This is a genomic window from Holdemanella sp. DFI.5.55 (genome assembly GCF_020593575.1).
GTDB lineage: Bacteria > Bacillota_I > Bacilli_A > Erysipelotrichales > Erysipelotrichaceae > Holdemanella > Holdemanella hominis.
The window spans coordinates 1-17,077 of sequence record NZ_JAJDMK010000052.1; the positions used below are offsets into that span (position 1 = coordinate 1).

Here is a 17,077-nt window from a genome sequence, read left to right on the forward strand (position 1 = left end):
GACAATAGTTGGGCTTGCCCCTGCGAAGATAGCTAGCTGCCGGGTCCTTTTTTTTGCCTTTTTTGTAATTTTATTGTAAAATCATGAGTTGTATGGAGATTGAAATTATGAAAAAAATTGGATTTAATAATCAAAAATATTTAGAAATGCAGTCAGAGCATATTAAAGAAAGAATTTCTCAATTTGGAGATAAATTATATTTGGAGTTTGGTGGAAAATTATTTGATGATAATCATGCTTCTCGCGTATTACCTGGATTTTCGCCAGATTCAAAATTACAAATGTTGATGCAGTTAAAAGATGATGCTGAAATTGTCATTGTCATTAATGCTAATGATATTGAACAAAATAAAACTCGTTCCGATTTACAAATTACATATCAAGAAGATGTTTTACGTTTGATCAATGAATTTACTCAACGAGGATTATATGTTGGAAGTGTTGTTGTAACACAATACAATCGTCAAAAAGCAGTTGATTTATTTAAAGCTCGTTTGAAACGTAGAAAAATTGACGTATATTTCCACTACTTTATTGAAGGATATCCTACAGATACTAAAAAAATCATTTCTGATTCTGGATTTGGAAAGAATGATTATGTTAAGACAACAAGACCTTTAGTTGTTGTGACGGCTCCAGGTCCTGGTAGCGGTAAAATGGCTACTTGTTTATCACAGTTATATCATGAACATAAACATGGCATTAAGGCAGGATACGCAAAATATGAAACGTTCCCTATTTGGAATTTACCTTTGAATCATCCTGTAAATTTGGCTTATGAAGCTGCAACTGCAGATTTGGCCGATGTAAATATGATTGACCCATTCCATTTACAGGCTTACAATGAAGTAACAGTTAATTATAATCGTGACATTGAGATTTTTCCTGTCCTAAAGAACATTTTTGAAGAAATATATGGTTCAAGTCCTTATCAAAGTCCTACAGATATGGGTGTAAATATGGCGGGTTTATGTATTAGTGATGATGAAGCATGTTGTAATGCAAGTAACCAGGAAATCATTCGTCGTTATTTTGTAAGTAAAACAAGATATGCTCATGAACTATGTTCATATGAAGAAGTTCAAAAACAAGAAGTTGTTATGAACAAAGCGGGTATTACAGAATTAGATCGTCCTTGTGTTGTTGCTGCACGTAAAAAAGAAGAACAAACTCATTCTTTATCTGGTGCTATTGAATTGGATGATGGAACAATAATTACAGGAAAAACAACGAATTTAATGGGTGCTTGTTCAGCCGTTTTAATGAATGTATTAAAACATCTTGCAGGAATTGATAAAAAGAAAGTTTTAATTTCACCAGAAGCTATTTTACCTATCCAAAACTTAAAAACAGAATATCTTGGTTCGGTAAATCCAAGACTTCATTCAAATGAAATTTTAATTGCGTTATCTGTTTCTGCTTTGCATAGTGAAGATGCAAAAAAAGCATTAGCTATGTTACCAAAATTAAAAGGTATGCAGGCTCATGTGACTTGTGATGTTGCGGATGTAGATTTAAGTATTTATGCGAATTTAGGCATTATGCTTACATATGATGCTAATAAAAAGTAGGAGGTTTCTATGGCAAAATCAATTCCTAGCTCTGGGGCAGGAGCTGTTCGTATTATTTTAAAAAATAAAGATACTTTCCATTTTGATTTAAGAGAAAAGAAAGAAGATAACGGAAAACAAAGTTATTTGTTTGATGTATATTACGAAAATACTACTGGTACTTTAAATGTATTGATGGATAATGGTAAACCCGTTATTGCAGCATTGAATTTAAGTTTGGGTAAAGTTATCACTTTGTCTAATGATACAAACTTAAAAAAATTATGTAACTATGTAGTAGATAAGGTGAACGTATAATGAAGATAAGATTGCATGTAGTTGTTGACAAAGAAGATGATGCTGTTGTTGAAGTTGTTCAAAACGCATTGAATGAAATTTGTTCAAAGATGTCTTATTCTCCAAGTCGATTACAGCCGAGTTTAGCTGGTTGCATGGAGTTTTATGCGACAAGTGATTTGAGTGAAGATGAAATCGATGATTTATTATCCAAATTGAATAATGACTGGGATGGAGAAAATGATGATTGTCAGGCTTATAGCTTTAATACGACAATGTTTCATCCAAATGTCTACTATTTACAATTCCAATCTTTCTAGGATATATTATGATTGATTACACAGAAGGTTCAAATAAACAATATCATACTCAATTAGAGGAAAATGGTGTTGGAGATTATGTTATTTTAACGGGAGATCCCAAAAGAGTAAAGGATATCGCATCTTATTTAGATGATGCATATTTTGTTGCGGACAACCGTGAATATGTTACATATTCAGGCTATATTAATGGAGTATTATGCAGCGTAGTTTCAACTGGTATTGGTGGAGCCAGTACTGCAATCGCAATGGAAGAGCTTATTCAACTAGGGTGTCATACCTTTTTACGTGTAGGTACATGTGGTGGTATGCGTCTTGATGTTCAAGGTGGAGATATTGTGATTGCAAGTGGTGCCATTCGCCAAGAAGGTACAACACGTGAATATGCACCTATTGAATTTCCAGCTGTTCCTCATTTTGAAGTTTTAAATGCTCAAGTAGAAAGTGCAAAAAAACTTAATCTGCCTTATCATGTAGGTGTTGTTCAAAGTAAGGATTCTTTTTTTGGTCAGCATGCACTGGAAACAATGCCAGTTTATCAAGAGTTGCAAAACAAATGGGATGCGTATTGCAGACTGGATTGTCTGGCTTCGGAAATGGAATCAAGTACTGTGTTTATCGTAGGACAAACTCGTCATGTTCGTAGTGGAGCTATGTTTTTATGTTTAGCGAATCAGGAAAGAGAAAAAGCAGGATTATCAAACATTCAAAATCATGATTTAAAACCATTAATGAAATGTGCTGTTTTAACATTGAAAAATTTGATACAAAAAGATGAGGCTGAGAATCACTAGGATCTCAGCCTTTTTAATGTGTTTGGAATATTGTTGATAATATCTTCTGGCATGAAACTTGCCGAATCTATATCAAGTTTAGCACTTTGCGAATGAATATAGGTAGCACATAGAGCCGCTTGTAAACTATCTTTGCACTGTCCAAGCATCGCAACGACAATACCACATAAAATATCCCCACTGCCGCCTTTTGCCAGACCTGCATTTTGTGCATCTAAAACATAGACACTGCCTTGATGGGCAATATAGGTTTGACTTGATTTTAGTATGAGTACGCAGCTTGGATATTCTTTTGAAAAGTCGCGAGCCACTTCGAATGGATTTGATATAATGGTAGAAACATGGATACCTGTTAAATCGGACATTTCTTTAATATGCGGAGTTAAAATTGTGGTTTCACTCCGTTTTAATAATTCAATATTCTTTTGTGCAGCCCATAATGCATCGGCATCAAGTACTATTTTTTTGTCACTCTTTAAAGCTTGTTCAACTAAAGCGATAGTAATGTTGTTTTTTTGCATGCCATTTCCAATTGAAATAATTGAATAATTGTTAATATTTTGTTTCAACAAATCAATGGCTTTAGAACTAAATATACCATTACGATTGGCACATTGAAGAAGCATATAAAAATCGGATTTGATTGCGAGAACATTAGAAATACATTCTGGAACCATCAAAGTAAGAGTACCGATACCACTTTTATAAGCACTAAGACTTGCCATGTGGATTGCACCATGCATGTTTTGACTTCCGCCAATCATTAGGGCTTTTCCAAAAGTTGACTTATGTGCATTCAATGGGCGATTTGGAAGATGAATATCCTCCTCATTTAATATTTTAATTTTGTCCATGCATTTTTGATGAAGAATTTGAGGAATTCCGATATCTACGAGATATAATTTGCCACAATGATTTTTTCCTTCATTTAGCCATTGTCCTTGTTTGTAGCAATCCAAGCTAATTGTGTAATCTGCATGAATGGCGCATCCTAGAACATTTCCCATAGTGGAATCAATGCCACTAGGCATATCAATACTGATAATGGTGGACTGAGATGTGTTTACATTTTGAATCATAGTTTTATAAAATCCGGTAATATCTCTAGATAATCCATTGCCAAAAAGGCAATCAATATAAATGTCATAAGTGACATTAGGAAGATTTTTGCTGAATGGAATTTTTAAATTTTGTACCATTTGAAATTGAATTTTTTCATCTTCCGACATCTTTTTGATTTCTGGAACCACAACATATAGATTTGGATATTTAGGCTGTAGAAGTCTTGCGATTGCTAATCCATCGGCACCATTATTTCCAGGACCGCAAAGAATACAGATAGATTGGTTTGTATTTGTGATTTGTTCAATAATTTCGGCTGATTTTAAAGCTGCATGTTCCATCAAAATCAAACTTGGAATCTGGTATGTTTTGATGGCTGCATGATCAATGTTTCGAGCCGTAGTTTGCGTATGTATATAGGCTGGATACATAATCTCACACTCCTTATCTTTACTATACTCTTAATGTTTAAAAAATCATAATACTTTTAAGGATGTATGTTATAATTATGAAATTGGGGGTATTTATTTTATGTCGAAATCTTCAGCGGCCAAAAAGTCGATTATTGTTGGCGGCCTGATCGGAACAGGCGGTCTATTTGTATCAAAACTAATTGGATTGGCTTATACAATTCCATTTTCATATATACTTCAATCGGAAGCGTATCAGTCTGTATATGCACAATCTTATAATATATATGCGTATTTATTGACGATATTTCAGTCGGGAGTCCCTTTTGCCGTGGCCACACTTGTAGCTCGTTATATTGCTTTAGAAGATGCGAAAAGTGTTATTCTGGTAAAGAAAATTGCTTTTGCGATTTTAGGCTTAACGGGATTTGTTGGAATGATCCTCTTATTTACTTTATCGAATGTAATTGCGCCAGCTATGGTCGCCAAGAATGCCGATATCATGGCAAATTGTTTGAAAATATTATCTCTAGCGATTTTTCTTGTTCCTGTATTATCTGCATTTAGAGGATATTATCAAGGCTTAAAAGAAATGGAAGAATATGCTTTTTCACAAGCTTTTGAACAAGTGTTCCGCGTTGCCTTTTTACTAAGTGCAGCATGCCTTGTAGTCTATGCGTTTGGATGGGATAAAAAGTATGCATTATATGCGGCGGTTATGTCAACTTCTGTGGCAACGATTGCGGCAATTTCTCAATTTGCGTATTTTGATCGTAAACACCAATGTGTAGTGGATGAAATGGTACAAAGACAAACGACACGTTCTCATTCAGCTAAGAAAATCTTCAGAGAAATTCTTATCCTAGCTATTCCTTATTTAGTGGTTGCTATTTTAGGAAATATTGACCAGGTATTTAATGGTTTCTTACTTCCTACAGGATTAAAAATGCATTATAATGCCAAAGATACAACGACTGTCATTTCTGCATCAAATTATGTGGCAGGTAAATTAAATGCGATCCCAATGATTTTGGGCCCTGGTTTTGCGACAGCGATAATTCCGCATATTTCAGAGGCTTTGTCAAAGAAAAATTATAAGTTAGTTAAGAAAAATGTGTTGGATAGTATCAACGTAGTTTTATATGTAGCTATTCCTGTATCGTTTTGTATTTTTGCGTATGCAGGACCATTGAATTACACGTTATATTATTCCGAAAACTTAGAATTGTGTACATTCGTTGTACAATGGATGGCTTTGGAAGGTTTCTTATCTACATTAGCTCCATTAGTTACGAATTTAATGGTTTCTTTGGAATTAAGAAAAAATGTATTAAAAAATCTTGCGATTGGTGTATTGATCAAAGGAGTTCTTTTGATTCCATTTGTATGGATCATGGGGATCGCAGGTGCTGTTATTTCAAGTTTTATTGGTACAGGATATATCATTTATAAAAATTTAAAAGAGATTCAAGATGTATACAACATTTCATATCGTAAAACTTTAATTATTGTAGTGCGTATTTTGATTGGATTGTTAGCGTTATGGATTACTTCAATACTTCTATCTAAAGTTGGATTGTATGGTGTTGAAGGATCAAAACTTTCATGTTTGTTCAAGATGTGTTTAAATGGTTTATTAAGTGTAATTGTATATGTGGTAGTTACTTTGTATTTAAAAGTTCCACAAAATATTTTTCACTTTCAACTAAGAAAGAAATCGGGTGTATAAAATGTATGATGTAGTAGTTGTTGGAGCTGGACATGCCGGAATTGAGGCTTGTTTAGCGGCGAGTCGAATGAATAAGAAAACGGCTATCGTGACTTTAAGTAAAGATATGATTGGTTCGATGCCATGTAATCCTAGTGTAGGTGGACCGGCAAAAGGAATCGTAGTTCGAGAAATTGATGCCTTGGGTGGTATGATGCCTATTGCGGCAGATAAGACGGCTTTACAGTTTAAGATGTTGAATACGACAAAAGGACCTGGAGTATGGAGTTTGCGTGTTCAAAGCGATAAGATTGCCTATAAACGTTTTATGAAAAAGGCATTAGAAGAACAGGATAATTTAGATATTATTGAGGCAGCATGTAAAATTGTTGTAATCAAGGATGGAAAAGCCTGTGGTGTTGAGCTAGAAGATGGAACATTTATTGAAAGTAAGACGGTTGTTTTGACAACAGGTACTTATATGGCAAGTAATGTTTTAAGAGGACATACTTCCACTGTTTCTGGTCCAGAAGATCAAAGGACGGTTAATACGTTGTCAGAATCATTGCGTGAGGCTGGAATTAAAACTTTCCGTTTAAAGACGGGAACACCAGCTCGTATTAAAATGGATACAATTGATTTTTCAAAGACAGAACCACAACCAGGGACAAATCAATTTTTGCGCTTTAGTGAAACAACAAAACAAGAGGATGTATTGCCTTTTGAAAAACAAGAGATTTGCCATTTAATTTATACACAGCCAGAAACGCATGAAATCATTCATACACATTTGCATGATTCTGCAATGTATTCTGGGTTAGTAAAAGGGGTAGGTCCTCGTTATTGCCCAAGTATTGAAGATAAATTGGTTCGTTTTGCGGATAAAGAAAGACATCAGCTTTTCTTAGAGCCTGAATCTAAAGAATTAGATACAATTTACATTCAAGGATTCTCAACATCAATGCCTATTGATGTACAGGAAAAGATGGTTCATTCTTTGCCGGGACTTGAAAATTGTGTGATTGAAAAATATGCGTATGCGATTGAATATGATGCGATTGATCCACTTCAGATGAAGCCGAATATGGAAAATAAAATTGTTGAGAATTTATTTACTGCAGGACAGGTCAATGGTACGAGCGGATACGAAGAAGCAGCTGGTCAAGGATTGATGGCTGGGGCGAATGCGGCATTGAAAGTGGATGGTAAAGAACAATTTGTTCTTCGTCGTGATGAAGCTTATATTGGTGTCATGTTAGATGATTTATGTACAAAAGGAACAAAGGAACCTTATCGTTTATTAACTTCAAGAGCGGAATATAGATTGTTGTTACGTCATGACAATGCGGATCAAAGATTGCTTGAAAAAGGCTATGAAATTGGTTTGGTTTCACAAGAAAGATATGATGCATATAAAAAGAAGATGAATGATATTGAGGTTGCTCGAGAAGAACTTTCAAATGCACATATTAAACCGAATAGTGAAGTCAATGAATATCTTGATAGCTTGGGCTTTGATCCATTGGCACATGGATGTAGTGCATTGGATTTAATTAAACGTCCAAAAATTACAGTTAAGGGCTTGGCAAAATATACGGGATTGGATTACGAAACTCAAATCAATGAGCAGATTGAGATCCAGACAAAGTATGCTGGTTATATTGCCAAGGCAAAGCGCGATGCGAAACATTTACAGCAGATGGAAAAAATGAAGCTTCCTGCAGATTTGGATTATGAAAATATGGATAATTTATCTTTGGAGGCAAGACAAAAATTAACAGCTATCAAGCCTTTAACATTAGGACAAGCAAGTCGTATTTCTGGTATAAATCCTAGTGACATTGCGATTTTAGCTATGCGTGTGAAATAATTTACATTGAAATCGCTTTCTATTATATGCTATAGTAAAAAGGGGATAAAAATATGAAGGGAAAACGAAAAAAAGTTCAACATTTCTTTGTATATATCGCAATGCTGGTTATGTCTGGCTTTTTAATCATGGGTGGTTTGCAGCAATTGTCAATGACGCATGAGTTAAAGTCGAGTATTGTTCAAAAGGAAAAAGAAAAAAAAGAATTGTCTTCTAAAAAGAAAGAATTGGAGAAAGCAAAACAGAATCTGACAAATCCAGATTATGTTGAATATATTGCGCGTGGAAAATACTTAGTGACAAAAGAGGGGGAGCAAGTATTTAAATTTCCAAGTAAAGACTAACTAGGCCGTTTGGTCTAGTTTTTTTGTGTGGAAAATAAAAAAGTGCCGAAGAAGCACTTTTTATATCTATATGGTGAGGCCGATGCGATTTGAACGCACACGAGCATAACTCACTACCCCCTCAAAGTAGCGTGTCTACCAATTCCACCACGGCCTCATAGTGTTAAAATATTACACTATTTTACTGAGTTTGGCAACACATTCAAGTCCGGTTGTTTGACAAAACATGTCTACAGGTTGAACGTATTCGCATTGGTATCCATAATTTTTAAAGATTTTTAAATCTCGTGATAACGTTTTAGGATTGCAAGAAACGTATATAATCTTTTCGGGCTGCATGGTCACCGTATCTTGGATTCCAATTTCTGCCATTCCTTTTCTTGGTGGATCAATAAAGACGACATCAATTTTATCGCTTTTACGTTCGTGTGCAAAATCTGTGGCATCCTGACAAACATAGTGACAATTATCAAGGTGATTCATTTTTGTATTGTCGTTGGCATTATCAACGGCTTCTTTAACGATTTCAACACCAATCACGCTTTTCGCATGTTTACTGACAGCCATACCAATGGTACCTGTGCCTGCATACATATCAATGCATGTTTCGTTTCCAGAAAGATTAGCGGCTTTAATGGCTTGATTGTACAAAACTTCCATCTGTATAGGGTTGACTTGGAAGAAGGATTTAAAGTGCAATTTCACTTTGTTACCTAAACATTTTTCAATGATGTAGTCATTTCCATATAAGACTTTATATGTATCACCTAAGATCACGTTGTCATTTCGTGTGTTGTAGTTAAATACAATACTTGTGATGTTTGAGAATGTGTTTTTTAATAGTTTAGACAAAGACAAAATATTCTTTTCATTTTTACCAATAAATACCACTTGAATTTCATCTGTACTTGAGTGGCGGATAAAGATGTGGCGTAAGCCTTCTGCCATTTCAATTGTGATATGTTTTTGAATGAAGCCAAAGATTTTATTGATTGTAAAATCTTGAATCTTGCATTCTTTACATGTCACAACGTCGTTTGAATGTTGGCGATAAAAACCCATCAGGACCTTACCATCTTTGATTTTAACCGGAAACTGTGCTTTGTTACGATAGTACCAAGGAGAATCCATACCTAGTATTGACTTTACTTCAATATCTTCAAATAATTTTTTGACATGTTTATATTTATAGTCTAATTGATAAGCATACTTCATGTGTTGAAGTTGGCACCCACCACATGTTTTAGCAACTTCACAAGTAAGTTCTTGGCGATTTATACTTGGCTTTAAAAGTTGAGTAATTATGCCAAAAGCATATTTTTTGTTGACTTTTACGATTTTGATTTTTGCCTTTTCACCAATCAATAAGTTTGGCACAAAGACAACCATATCGTCAATTTTTACAACACCACTATTTAAATCTGTATCATCGATACATGTTACAATATATTCTTCATTTTTTTTCATACATATTTATGATATCTAAAAAAACAAGAATTGACAAATGGAATTATTATAGTAATATATATAGCGTACTATGTAAATATATAGCGTACTATGTAAATATATAGCATGCTATGGAAATGAGGTGAGGAAAATGTGTGACAATAATGAGATTGGTTTTTATTTTAGTTTAATCAAGAAAAAAATGGACAAACATATGAATGAAGGTTTAAAAAAATATGATTTAACTAAATCTCAACAAGACGTCTTAGGATATCTACATTTTACGGATAAGGATCCAGTTATTCAAAGAGATATTGAGGAACATTTTCATATTTCGAATCCCACAGTTACAGGGATTTTAAATCGCTTGGAACAGAAGGGGTTTATTGAAAGAAAATTGAATCAAAAGGATAAAAGAGTTCGTGCTATTGTGTTGACTCAAAAAGAGCAGGATCTTCATGAAGATATCGTGAAGCAGATTCGTACAATGGAATCTAGATTTGGAAATGTTTTAGGTGACGAGAAGAAGGTGCAATTGTTAGAAATTTTAAAAGAGCTAGCTGAAAATTTAGAATAATTGAAGATTTAGAATAATGGAGGTTTATTATGGTCAAGACTTTATTGAATGAAGTTAAAGAATATAAAAAGGATACGTTATTGAGTCCGATTTATGTTTCAATCGAAGCCATACTTGAAGTGTTTATTCCATTTTTGATGGCATTATTAGTGGATAATGGTATTGAAAAAGGAAATATGGGTTCAATTTGGTTTTATGGTACTTTAATGTTGGTGGCCGCCTTTGTATCTTTATGGGCTGGTGCTAAAAGTGGAAAGCATGCGGCAATCGCATCGAGTGGTTTTGCGAAGAATTTAAGAAAGGCAGAGTATCGTAATATTCAAAACTTTTCTTTTTCAAATATTGACGCTTATTCAACAAGTGGATTAATCACACGTATGATGACGGATGTGACAAATATACAAAATGCATATCAGATGATTATTCGTGTTTGTGTTCGTGCACCATTGATGTTAATCGCATCTTTGATCATGGCTTTTATCATTAATATACGAATGGCAATGATTTTTGTGGTTACGGTTTTATTTTTGGGAGTCGTTTTGTTTGGAATTATTTTTATTGTAAGTCCCATCTTTAGTCGATTATTTTCTCGCTATGATTTTTTAAATGCGAGTATTCAAGAAAATATTCTAGGCATTCGTGTCGTGAAATCTTTTGTTCGTAAGGATCATGAAATTGAAAAGTTCCGTAATGAAAGTGAGACTATTTTTAGTATTCAAGGGAAAGCGGAAAAAATCTTAGTGTTTAACTCGCCTGTTATGCAGCTTTGTATGTATGGCACAATTATTTTGATTTCGTGGTTAGGGGCTCATCAAATTGTGGCTCAAAACATGACAACCGGAGAATTGATGTCTTTATTTACATATACTGCAAGTATTTTGATGTCATTGATGATGATGAGTATGGTTTTTGTCATGGTGACAATGTCGATTGCGAGTGGAAAACGTATTGCCGAAGTATTAAATCAAGAATCCGATTTAACAAGTCCAGAAAACGGAGTTCAAACTGTGGCCAATGGAACCATTGATTTTGAAGATGTTTCATTTCATTATGGAAATGATGAAGATATTTTAAGTCATATTGATTTGCACATTCCTTCAGGATCAACACTAGGAATTCTTGGAACAACGGGATCTAGTAAATCGAGTTTAGTACAATTGATTCCAAGACTATATGATGTAACACAAGGTAGTGTTAAAGTAGCGGGAATGGATGTTCGTGATTATGATTTAAAAGTATTGCGCGATAATGTGGCCATGGTTCTACAAAAGAATGTTTTATTTTCGGGAAAAATCAAAGAGAATATGCGTTGGGGTAATCCAAATGCGACAGATGAAGAGATCATGGAAGCTTGTAAATTAGCACAGGCGGATGAATTTATTCAGTTGATGCCAAATAAATATGATACGTATATTGAGCAAGGTGGTACGAATGTTTCGGGTGGACAAAGACAGCGTTTGTGTATCGCAAGAGCCATACTAAAGAGTCCTAAAATTTTGATTTTAGATGATTCTACAAGTGCCGTGGATACAAAAACCGATGCTTTGATTCGACAAGCATTCTTAGAGAAGATTCCACATACAACTCGAATCATTATTTCACAGCGTGTTTCAAGTATTCAAGATGCAGATCAGATTCTTGTGATTGACGATGGAAAAATTTCTGGTTTAGGTACGCATGAAGAATTATTAAAATCAAATGCGATGTATAAAGAAACGTTTGAAGCACAAAATAATGGAGGTGACTTTGATGAACAATAGAGATACAAATAGTCTAAAGCGAGTTATTAAAGAAACAATCACTTCTTATAAGATTGAAAGTTTTATTGTGCTTGTATTGATCATTGTATCTAGTATCGCCAATGTATATGGAAGCATGTTTTTAAAGAGCTTGATTGATGATTATATTGTTCCGTTATTATCACAAACAGTTCCGAATTATACGCCTTTATTCAATGCATTAATGGAATTGGTAATGATTTATGGTGTTGGTATTTTAGCTACGTATGGATTTAATCGTATAATGGTAACAATTTCATTGGGTACTTTAAAACATATTCGTGATGAATTGTTTGAACATATGCAGACATTGCCATTGTGCTTCTTTGATACACATGCACATGGGGATATCATGTCTGTTTATACAAATGATACGGATACTTTAAGACAGCTAATTTCTCAAAGTATTCCTCAGGTTATTGTATCTTTAATGACGATTATCTCAGTTACGATTTCCATGTTCATCTTAAATGTTCCATTGGCTGTTTTAACAATCGCATGTGGTTTATTGATGGTGTATACTTCAAAAAAGATTTCGGCAAAATCAGGTAAATACTTTATTGCCCAACAAAAACAATTGGGTGTAGAAAATGGTTTTATTGAAGAAATGATGGAAGGAAGTAAAGTCATTAAAGTTTTTACGCATGAAGAACAAAGTATCAAAGATTTTGATCAAGTAAATGATGCGTTGTTTGAAGCAAGTGCCAATGCGAATACGTTTGCGAATGTTTTAATGCCAGTCGTAATGAATATTGGGTACATTTCTTATGTACTTGTTGCGGTAGTTGGTTCTATCTTTGCCCTAAATCATATTGCAGGATTAACATTAGGTGGCATTGCCGCTTTCTTACAATTAAATCGTAGTTTCACAAATCCAATTGGACAAATTAGTATGCAGCTAAATGCAGTAATAATGGCAGATGCAGGAGCTAAGCGTATTTATGAAATCATAGATATGGAAAGTGAAGTGGATGATGGTATCGTGACTTTAGAACAAATTGATCATGATCACTGGGCTTGGCATCATCCAAGAAAAGATGGGCAAGATGAATTGGTTCCACTTCGTGGAGATGTTCGTTTTGAAAATGTGAACTTCTCTTATAATCCAGATAAACAGATTTTATTTGATGTTTCTCTATTTGCGAAACCAGGACAAAAGATTGCCTTTGTAGGAGCTACAGGTGCTGGTAAAACAACAATCACGAATCTAATCAATCGTTTTTATGATATTCAATCGGGTTCCATTACGTATGATGGTATTGATGTAAAACTAATCAAGAAAGCAGATCTTAGAAAATCATTAGGTATTGTATTACAGGATACAAACTTGTTTACTGGTACAATCATGGATAACATTCGTTATGGTCGTTTAGATGCGAGTGATGAAGAGTGTATTGCGGCTAGTAAACTTTCGAATGCACATGAATTTATTAAACACTTAGAACATGGTTATGACACAATGATTCATGCAGGTGGAGAATCTTTATCGCAAGGACAAAGACAACTTTTATCCATTGCACGTGCAGCTGTTGCCAATCCTCCTGTTTTGATTTTGGATGAAGCAACAAGTTCCATTGATACACATACAGAAAGAATCGTTCAGGAAGGTATGGATAAGTTGATGGAAGGAAGAACGGTATTTGTGATTGCACATAGACTTTCAACTATCCAAAATAGTGATGCGATCATGGTGTTAGAACAAGGTCATATTATTGAGCGTGGTAATCATGAGGACTTGTTGAAACAAAAGGGTAAATACTATCAATTGTACACGGGTGCTTTTGAGTTAGACTAAATATTTAAATTTTGGCTTGCATATATTTTGATTATGTTATAAAATGTATGCGTTGTCGACGTAGCTCAGCCGGATAGAGCATGCGCCTTCTAAGCGCACGGTCGGGGGTTCGAATCCCTCCGTCGACGCCATTTTTAAGAATTAGCCCTTATATAAGGGCTTTTTTTCTTTTTATAGATAGTTTTGAAAACCTTTATAAAAAAACAAAGAAACATTACGTCTCTTTGTTACAAATGCTCTGGAATTAATAAAATATATTATTTACTAACTACTGGTTTGTCATCTTATCAGTAAAGGTGTGAAGCCTGCTGCATTTCCGTTTCTATGGAAAATATAATTTACTCCTGTTTGTGTATAAACTAAAATTTCCATTACATTACATCAATCAAGCATTAATTATAATACGATCTATAAGTGTTCCTGACTATTATTTAGTGTCTTTTCTTATAAAACCAATAGAAACCAATGAAAACCATGTCCAAAATACACATGATGATTTGCCCTGTATCATGTGTATAGATACTATATAGAATCAATACTGCAGTAATGGTGAAAAATGAAATTAGTTTCCATTTTGAATAATCTGTAAGTGCAATGAAAAATAAGATGAATTGTACAGTGAATAATAAGTAATACATATGTATTTGATCCTCCATGAATCTTTCTAAGATTATTGTAATTAAAATTTTGATATGACACAATTGCTTTAATTGGTGTTTTATCATTATTTGTTAACACAGAAGGAAAGGTAAAGGATTATTCTATGCATAGAACTACTACAAGACTACAATTTGCAGAGTTGTTTCCTACTTAAATTATTTCTAGAATTATATATTAATAATCATAAATGATTAATTTGATTGAATTATCAATTGAAATTTTTTCTGTCTTTGTGTGTTTGTGTTAACACAATGGTTTGTAAAAAGGATTATTCTATGCATAGAACTACTACTAGACAATTATTTGAAAATATGTTTTAGAAACACCCTTTTTCGTTGACACAATCTTGTAAATAAAGTCTTAATATGAAAGTTAATTGTGTAGTCTTATATTTAAATGGTGGAAAAATTAAGATAATAATAAGAAATCATATTTTAGGAGATGTGATAGCAATGGACACAGTTTATATGGTCATACTTACTTGATGTAAAAAAATAAAAGAAAGGAAATATGTGATGAAAAATAAAATATATTATGGCATTATTACTTTGATTTTGTGTATTAGTATTATAAGCATGTCGACTATTAGTTTATATGCGGCTTCTTACAACAAGAGAGCACAAGTGATAGGAAGCTATCTTTCAGTTTACGCGTATTCGTATTGGTATAACATAAGTGTACAACATAATAATGGTACAATCACTTATGCTAATGATATTAGTTTATATGGATCAAATTGCCAGCATTATGCTCTACAATATGGGTGTACAATCTCTCCAAGTCAATCATCTAAGCTTGTTCATTCTGCCAATAATGCAATAACATATAATATTAATGTTGCTGAGTATGCTAACACAGCTCTAAGTACGCCAGTTTACGTGGGCTCTTTGACAAATACAATCACAGCCGTTCCTACAAGAGCTCGGCCATTAGAAAATAATGAGTCAATTAACCCTGATGAATGGATTGTTTACTATGAACAAGGAAATGAGCTGTTTTTTGATATTCAAGAAGCTACAAAATTTGCAGCAGAGAATGGATTAAGTTTGATATATGTTATGCAAAAATCTGAGGAGTTAAGAAATAATGAGCATCTCAACATTGTATATCAATAAAATAGCTGACAGCATCCTTTTTGATGAGAAGAACAAAGAATTTACAATATGTGATGGTAGTTTAGGGACTTACAAATTTTGTGATGTTGTTAGAAGTCAAATAGTTTATGAACATGCTAGATATAAAGGCAAATCACCATTATTTTCTCATAGAGTGTTAATTAGTACGTTTAATACGAGTATTTTTATTGAATTGAAAAAAGTGTATGTAGGTGTTGAAATTGAATTATCAAATATAGGTAAGGTATATGTATATATATCGAAAAATCCGGTCATACAACATAACTTTCAATTTGAAGAAGATTATAAAATCGCAAAACAGATAGATAAAAAGTTAAAAAGAATGGCTATTGAAAAAAACAGATTGGATTAACATATTAAAAGCAGTTAAGGTTGATTTATTCTTGTTTTTTTGTCTTTGTGTGTTTGTGTTAACACAATGGTTTGTAAAAAGGATTATTATATGAATAGAACTACTACAAGACTACTACTTGCAGATGTGTTCTGAAAACACTCCTCTCCGTCTAACTAACGGAGTCTTGGGTGTTTTTTTATTAACTAATTCAATTAAAATAGTATTGAAAAGAGTAGGTGGTTTTGTGAAACAGATGAATGACAATTTGACTATCATAGATGACTTAAAAAAATTGGATAATAGAAATCAAGAAAAAATTCAAAAATTATATCAATAATTTTTCATGGTTTTTATTGCATGCTGAAAAACCCTGAAGAAAAAGCGCTTTTTTTCAGGGTAGTTTTGGTGTATAATCTCGTTGTTATTTATTGTACTGGTATAACTCACCAGTTTTGCACATGCTATAAATTATTCGTACTAATTTACTAGCACATGCAGTCTTTGCAGCTTTCGAACACATCGGGTTTGATTGCTGCTTTTTCTTTATATAGAAATCCTTAATACTATTATCATCTCTCTTAAGCCTTATAGAACACGTTACAGCCAGATATAATAAACACCTTAATCGTTTATTGCCTTTTTTAGTAATGTGCATATGATCCCCGTCATTCTGTCCACTCTCACTGATTCTTGGATCCAGTCCGGCAAAGGCTACTAACTCATTCTTCTTTTTAAATCTTGTCATGTCACCTGGTTCTGCAATAATACGTGCAGCTAGGTTATCTCCAATACCTGGAATAGATTTGATTATACTAAAGTCAGGTAGTTCCTGTGCTAGCTTAATCATTTCACCAATGGTTCTTTCAGCTTCTGCCATATCTTCTTTTAATTTTTTGATGAATCTCTGAAGTATTAATACTTCAATATCATCCTTATCACATTGATGTTAGCATATAAATAGGACTAGTCAAAAAGAGAAAATTTACACCAGTGGTA

At 33.5% G+C, this 17,077-nt stretch carries 17 protein-coding genes and 2 tRNA genes; 13 read left to right on the forward strand and 6 right to left on the reverse strand.

The features are described 5' to 3' along the window. Positions 1-107 precede the first annotated feature (107 nt). The 4 genes from LJE08_RS09765 to LJE08_RS09780 are packed head-to-tail and all read left to right on the forward strand — an operon-like array spanning position 108 to position 2,961. The gene (locus tag LJE08_RS09765) at positions 108-1,571 is read left to right on the forward strand and encodes a DUF1846 domain-containing protein (RefSeq protein ID WP_217256381.1); all 1,464 of its coding nucleotides are present in this window, start codon (positions 108-110) and stop codon (positions 1,569-1,571) included. Positions 1,572-1,580: 9 nt separating this feature from the next. Then, positions 1,581-1,868 carry a hypothetical protein gene (locus LJE08_RS09770; RefSeq protein WP_217256380.1) on the forward strand — a complete coding sequence of 96 codons (288 nt, stop codon included), beginning with the start codon at positions 1,581-1,583 and terminating at the stop codon, positions 1,866-1,868. Further along, a complete protein-coding gene (locus tag LJE08_RS09775; protein WP_118115008.1) occupies positions 1,868-2,167 on the forward strand; it encodes a hypothetical protein in 300 nt (99 codons plus the stop codon). The genes LJE08_RS09770 and LJE08_RS09775 overlap by 1 nt, the downstream gene beginning before the upstream one ends. A gap of 8 nt (positions 2,168-2,175) precedes the next feature. Further along, positions 2,176-2,961 carry a nucleoside phosphorylase gene (locus LJE08_RS09780; RefSeq protein ID WP_227403067.1) on the forward strand — a complete coding sequence of 262 codons (786 nt, stop codon included), beginning with the start codon at positions 2,176-2,178 and terminating at the stop codon, positions 2,959-2,961. Here LJE08_RS09780 and LJE08_RS09785 read toward each other — a convergent pair. Beyond that, the gene (locus LJE08_RS09785) at positions 2,958-4,454 is read right to left on the reverse strand and encodes an NAD(P)H-hydrate dehydratase (RefSeq protein ID WP_227403068.1); all 1,497 of its coding nucleotides are present in this window, start codon (positions 4,452-4,454) and stop codon (positions 2,958-2,960) included. The genes LJE08_RS09780 and LJE08_RS09785 overlap by 4 nt on opposite strands. Before the next feature lie 100 nt (positions 4,455-4,554). Here LJE08_RS09785 and LJE08_RS09790 point away from each other — a divergent pair, with 100 nt between their 5' ends. From LJE08_RS09790 to LJE08_RS09800, 3 genes are read left to right on the forward strand one after another with little or no spacing between them, the layout of a single operon-like run. After that, positions 4,555-6,162 (forward strand): oligosaccharide flippase family protein, encoded by a 1,608-nt coding sequence (locus LJE08_RS09790; RefSeq protein ID WP_186998983.1) that lies wholly within the window; start codon positions 4,555-4,557, stop codon positions 6,160-6,162. A 1-nt stretch (position 6,163) separates the two neighbouring features. Next, positions 6,164-8,011, forward strand: a complete 1,848-nt coding sequence (mnmG, locus tag LJE08_RS09795) for a tRNA uridine-5-carboxymethylaminomethyl(34) synthesis enzyme MnmG (RefSeq protein WP_217256376.1) — start codon at positions 6,164-6,166, stop codon at positions 8,009-8,011. 53 nt (positions 8,012-8,064) lie between these two features. Beyond that, positions 8,065-8,355, forward strand: a complete 291-nt coding sequence (locus LJE08_RS09800) for a septum formation initiator family protein (RefSeq protein ID WP_117926585.1) — start codon at positions 8,065-8,067, stop codon at positions 8,353-8,355. A gap of 71 nt (positions 8,356-8,426) precedes the next feature. Here the strand turns inward: LJE08_RS09800 and LJE08_RS09805 are convergent. Continuing rightward, positions 8,427-8,512, reverse strand: a tRNA-Leu gene (locus tag LJE08_RS09805). A gap of 14 nt (positions 8,513-8,526) precedes the next feature. Next, on the reverse strand, positions 8,527-9,822 hold the full coding sequence (gene rlmD, locus LJE08_RS09810) for a 23S rRNA (uracil(1939)-C(5))-methyltransferase RlmD (protein WP_227403069.1): 1,296 nt from the start codon (positions 9,820-9,822) through the stop codon (positions 8,527-8,529). Between the two features lie 130 nt (positions 9,823-9,952). Between rlmD and LJE08_RS09815 the strand changes: the two genes are divergently transcribed. From LJE08_RS09815 to LJE08_RS09830, 4 genes are all read left to right on the forward strand, one after another. Next, entirely contained in the window at positions 9,953-10,378 is a 426-nt protein-coding gene (locus LJE08_RS09815; protein WP_158551100.1) for a MarR family winged helix-turn-helix transcriptional regulator, read from the forward strand. Between the two features lie 29 nt (positions 10,379-10,407). Next, positions 10,408-12,138, forward strand: a complete 1,731-nt coding sequence (locus tag LJE08_RS09820) for an ABC transporter ATP-binding protein (RefSeq protein ID WP_227403070.1) — start codon at positions 10,408-10,410, stop codon at positions 12,136-12,138. Next, on the forward strand, positions 12,128-13,951 hold the full coding sequence (locus LJE08_RS09825) for an ABC transporter ATP-binding protein (protein WP_217256374.1): 1,824 nt from the start codon (positions 12,128-12,130) through the stop codon (positions 13,949-13,951). Before LJE08_RS09820 ends, LJE08_RS09825 begins: the two co-directional genes overlap by 11 nt. 54 nt (positions 13,952-14,005) lie before the next feature. Continuing rightward, a tRNA-Arg gene (locus tag LJE08_RS09830) sits at positions 14,006-14,082 on the forward strand. Positions 14,083-14,230: 148 nt separating this feature from the next. On the opposite strand, the gene LJE08_RS09835 is transcribed toward LJE08_RS09830, so the two are convergent. After that, on the reverse strand, positions 14,231-14,323 hold the full coding sequence (locus LJE08_RS09835; RefSeq protein WP_227403071.1) for a DUF6440 family protein: 93 nt from the start codon (positions 14,321-14,323) through the stop codon (positions 14,231-14,233). A gap of 59 nt (positions 14,324-14,382) precedes the next feature. After that, the gene (locus tag LJE08_RS09840; RefSeq protein WP_217256370.1) at positions 14,383-14,589 is read right to left on the reverse strand and encodes a hypothetical protein; all 207 of its coding nucleotides are present in this window, start codon (positions 14,587-14,589) and stop codon (positions 14,383-14,385) included. 537 nt (positions 14,590-15,126) lie between these two features. Here LJE08_RS09840 and LJE08_RS09845 point away from each other — a divergent pair. Together LJE08_RS09845 and LJE08_RS09850 are read left to right on the forward strand one after the other, a co-directional pair. Then, entirely contained in the window at positions 15,127-15,726 is a 600-nt protein-coding gene (locus tag LJE08_RS09845) for a hypothetical protein (RefSeq protein WP_227403072.1), read from the forward strand. Next, positions 15,698-16,099, forward strand: a complete 402-nt coding sequence (locus LJE08_RS09850) for a hypothetical protein (protein ID WP_227403073.1) — start codon at positions 15,698-15,700, stop codon at positions 16,097-16,099. The genes LJE08_RS09845 and LJE08_RS09850 overlap by 29 nt, the downstream gene beginning before the upstream one ends. Positions 16,100-16,502: 403 nt before the next feature. Here the strand turns inward: LJE08_RS09850 and LJE08_RS09855 are convergent, their stop codons facing one another. After that, a complete protein-coding gene (locus tag LJE08_RS09855; RefSeq protein ID WP_227403074.1) occupies positions 16,503-16,958 on the reverse strand; it encodes a transposase in 456 nt (151 codons plus the stop codon). Between the last annotated feature and the right edge of the window lie 119 nt (positions 16,959-17,077).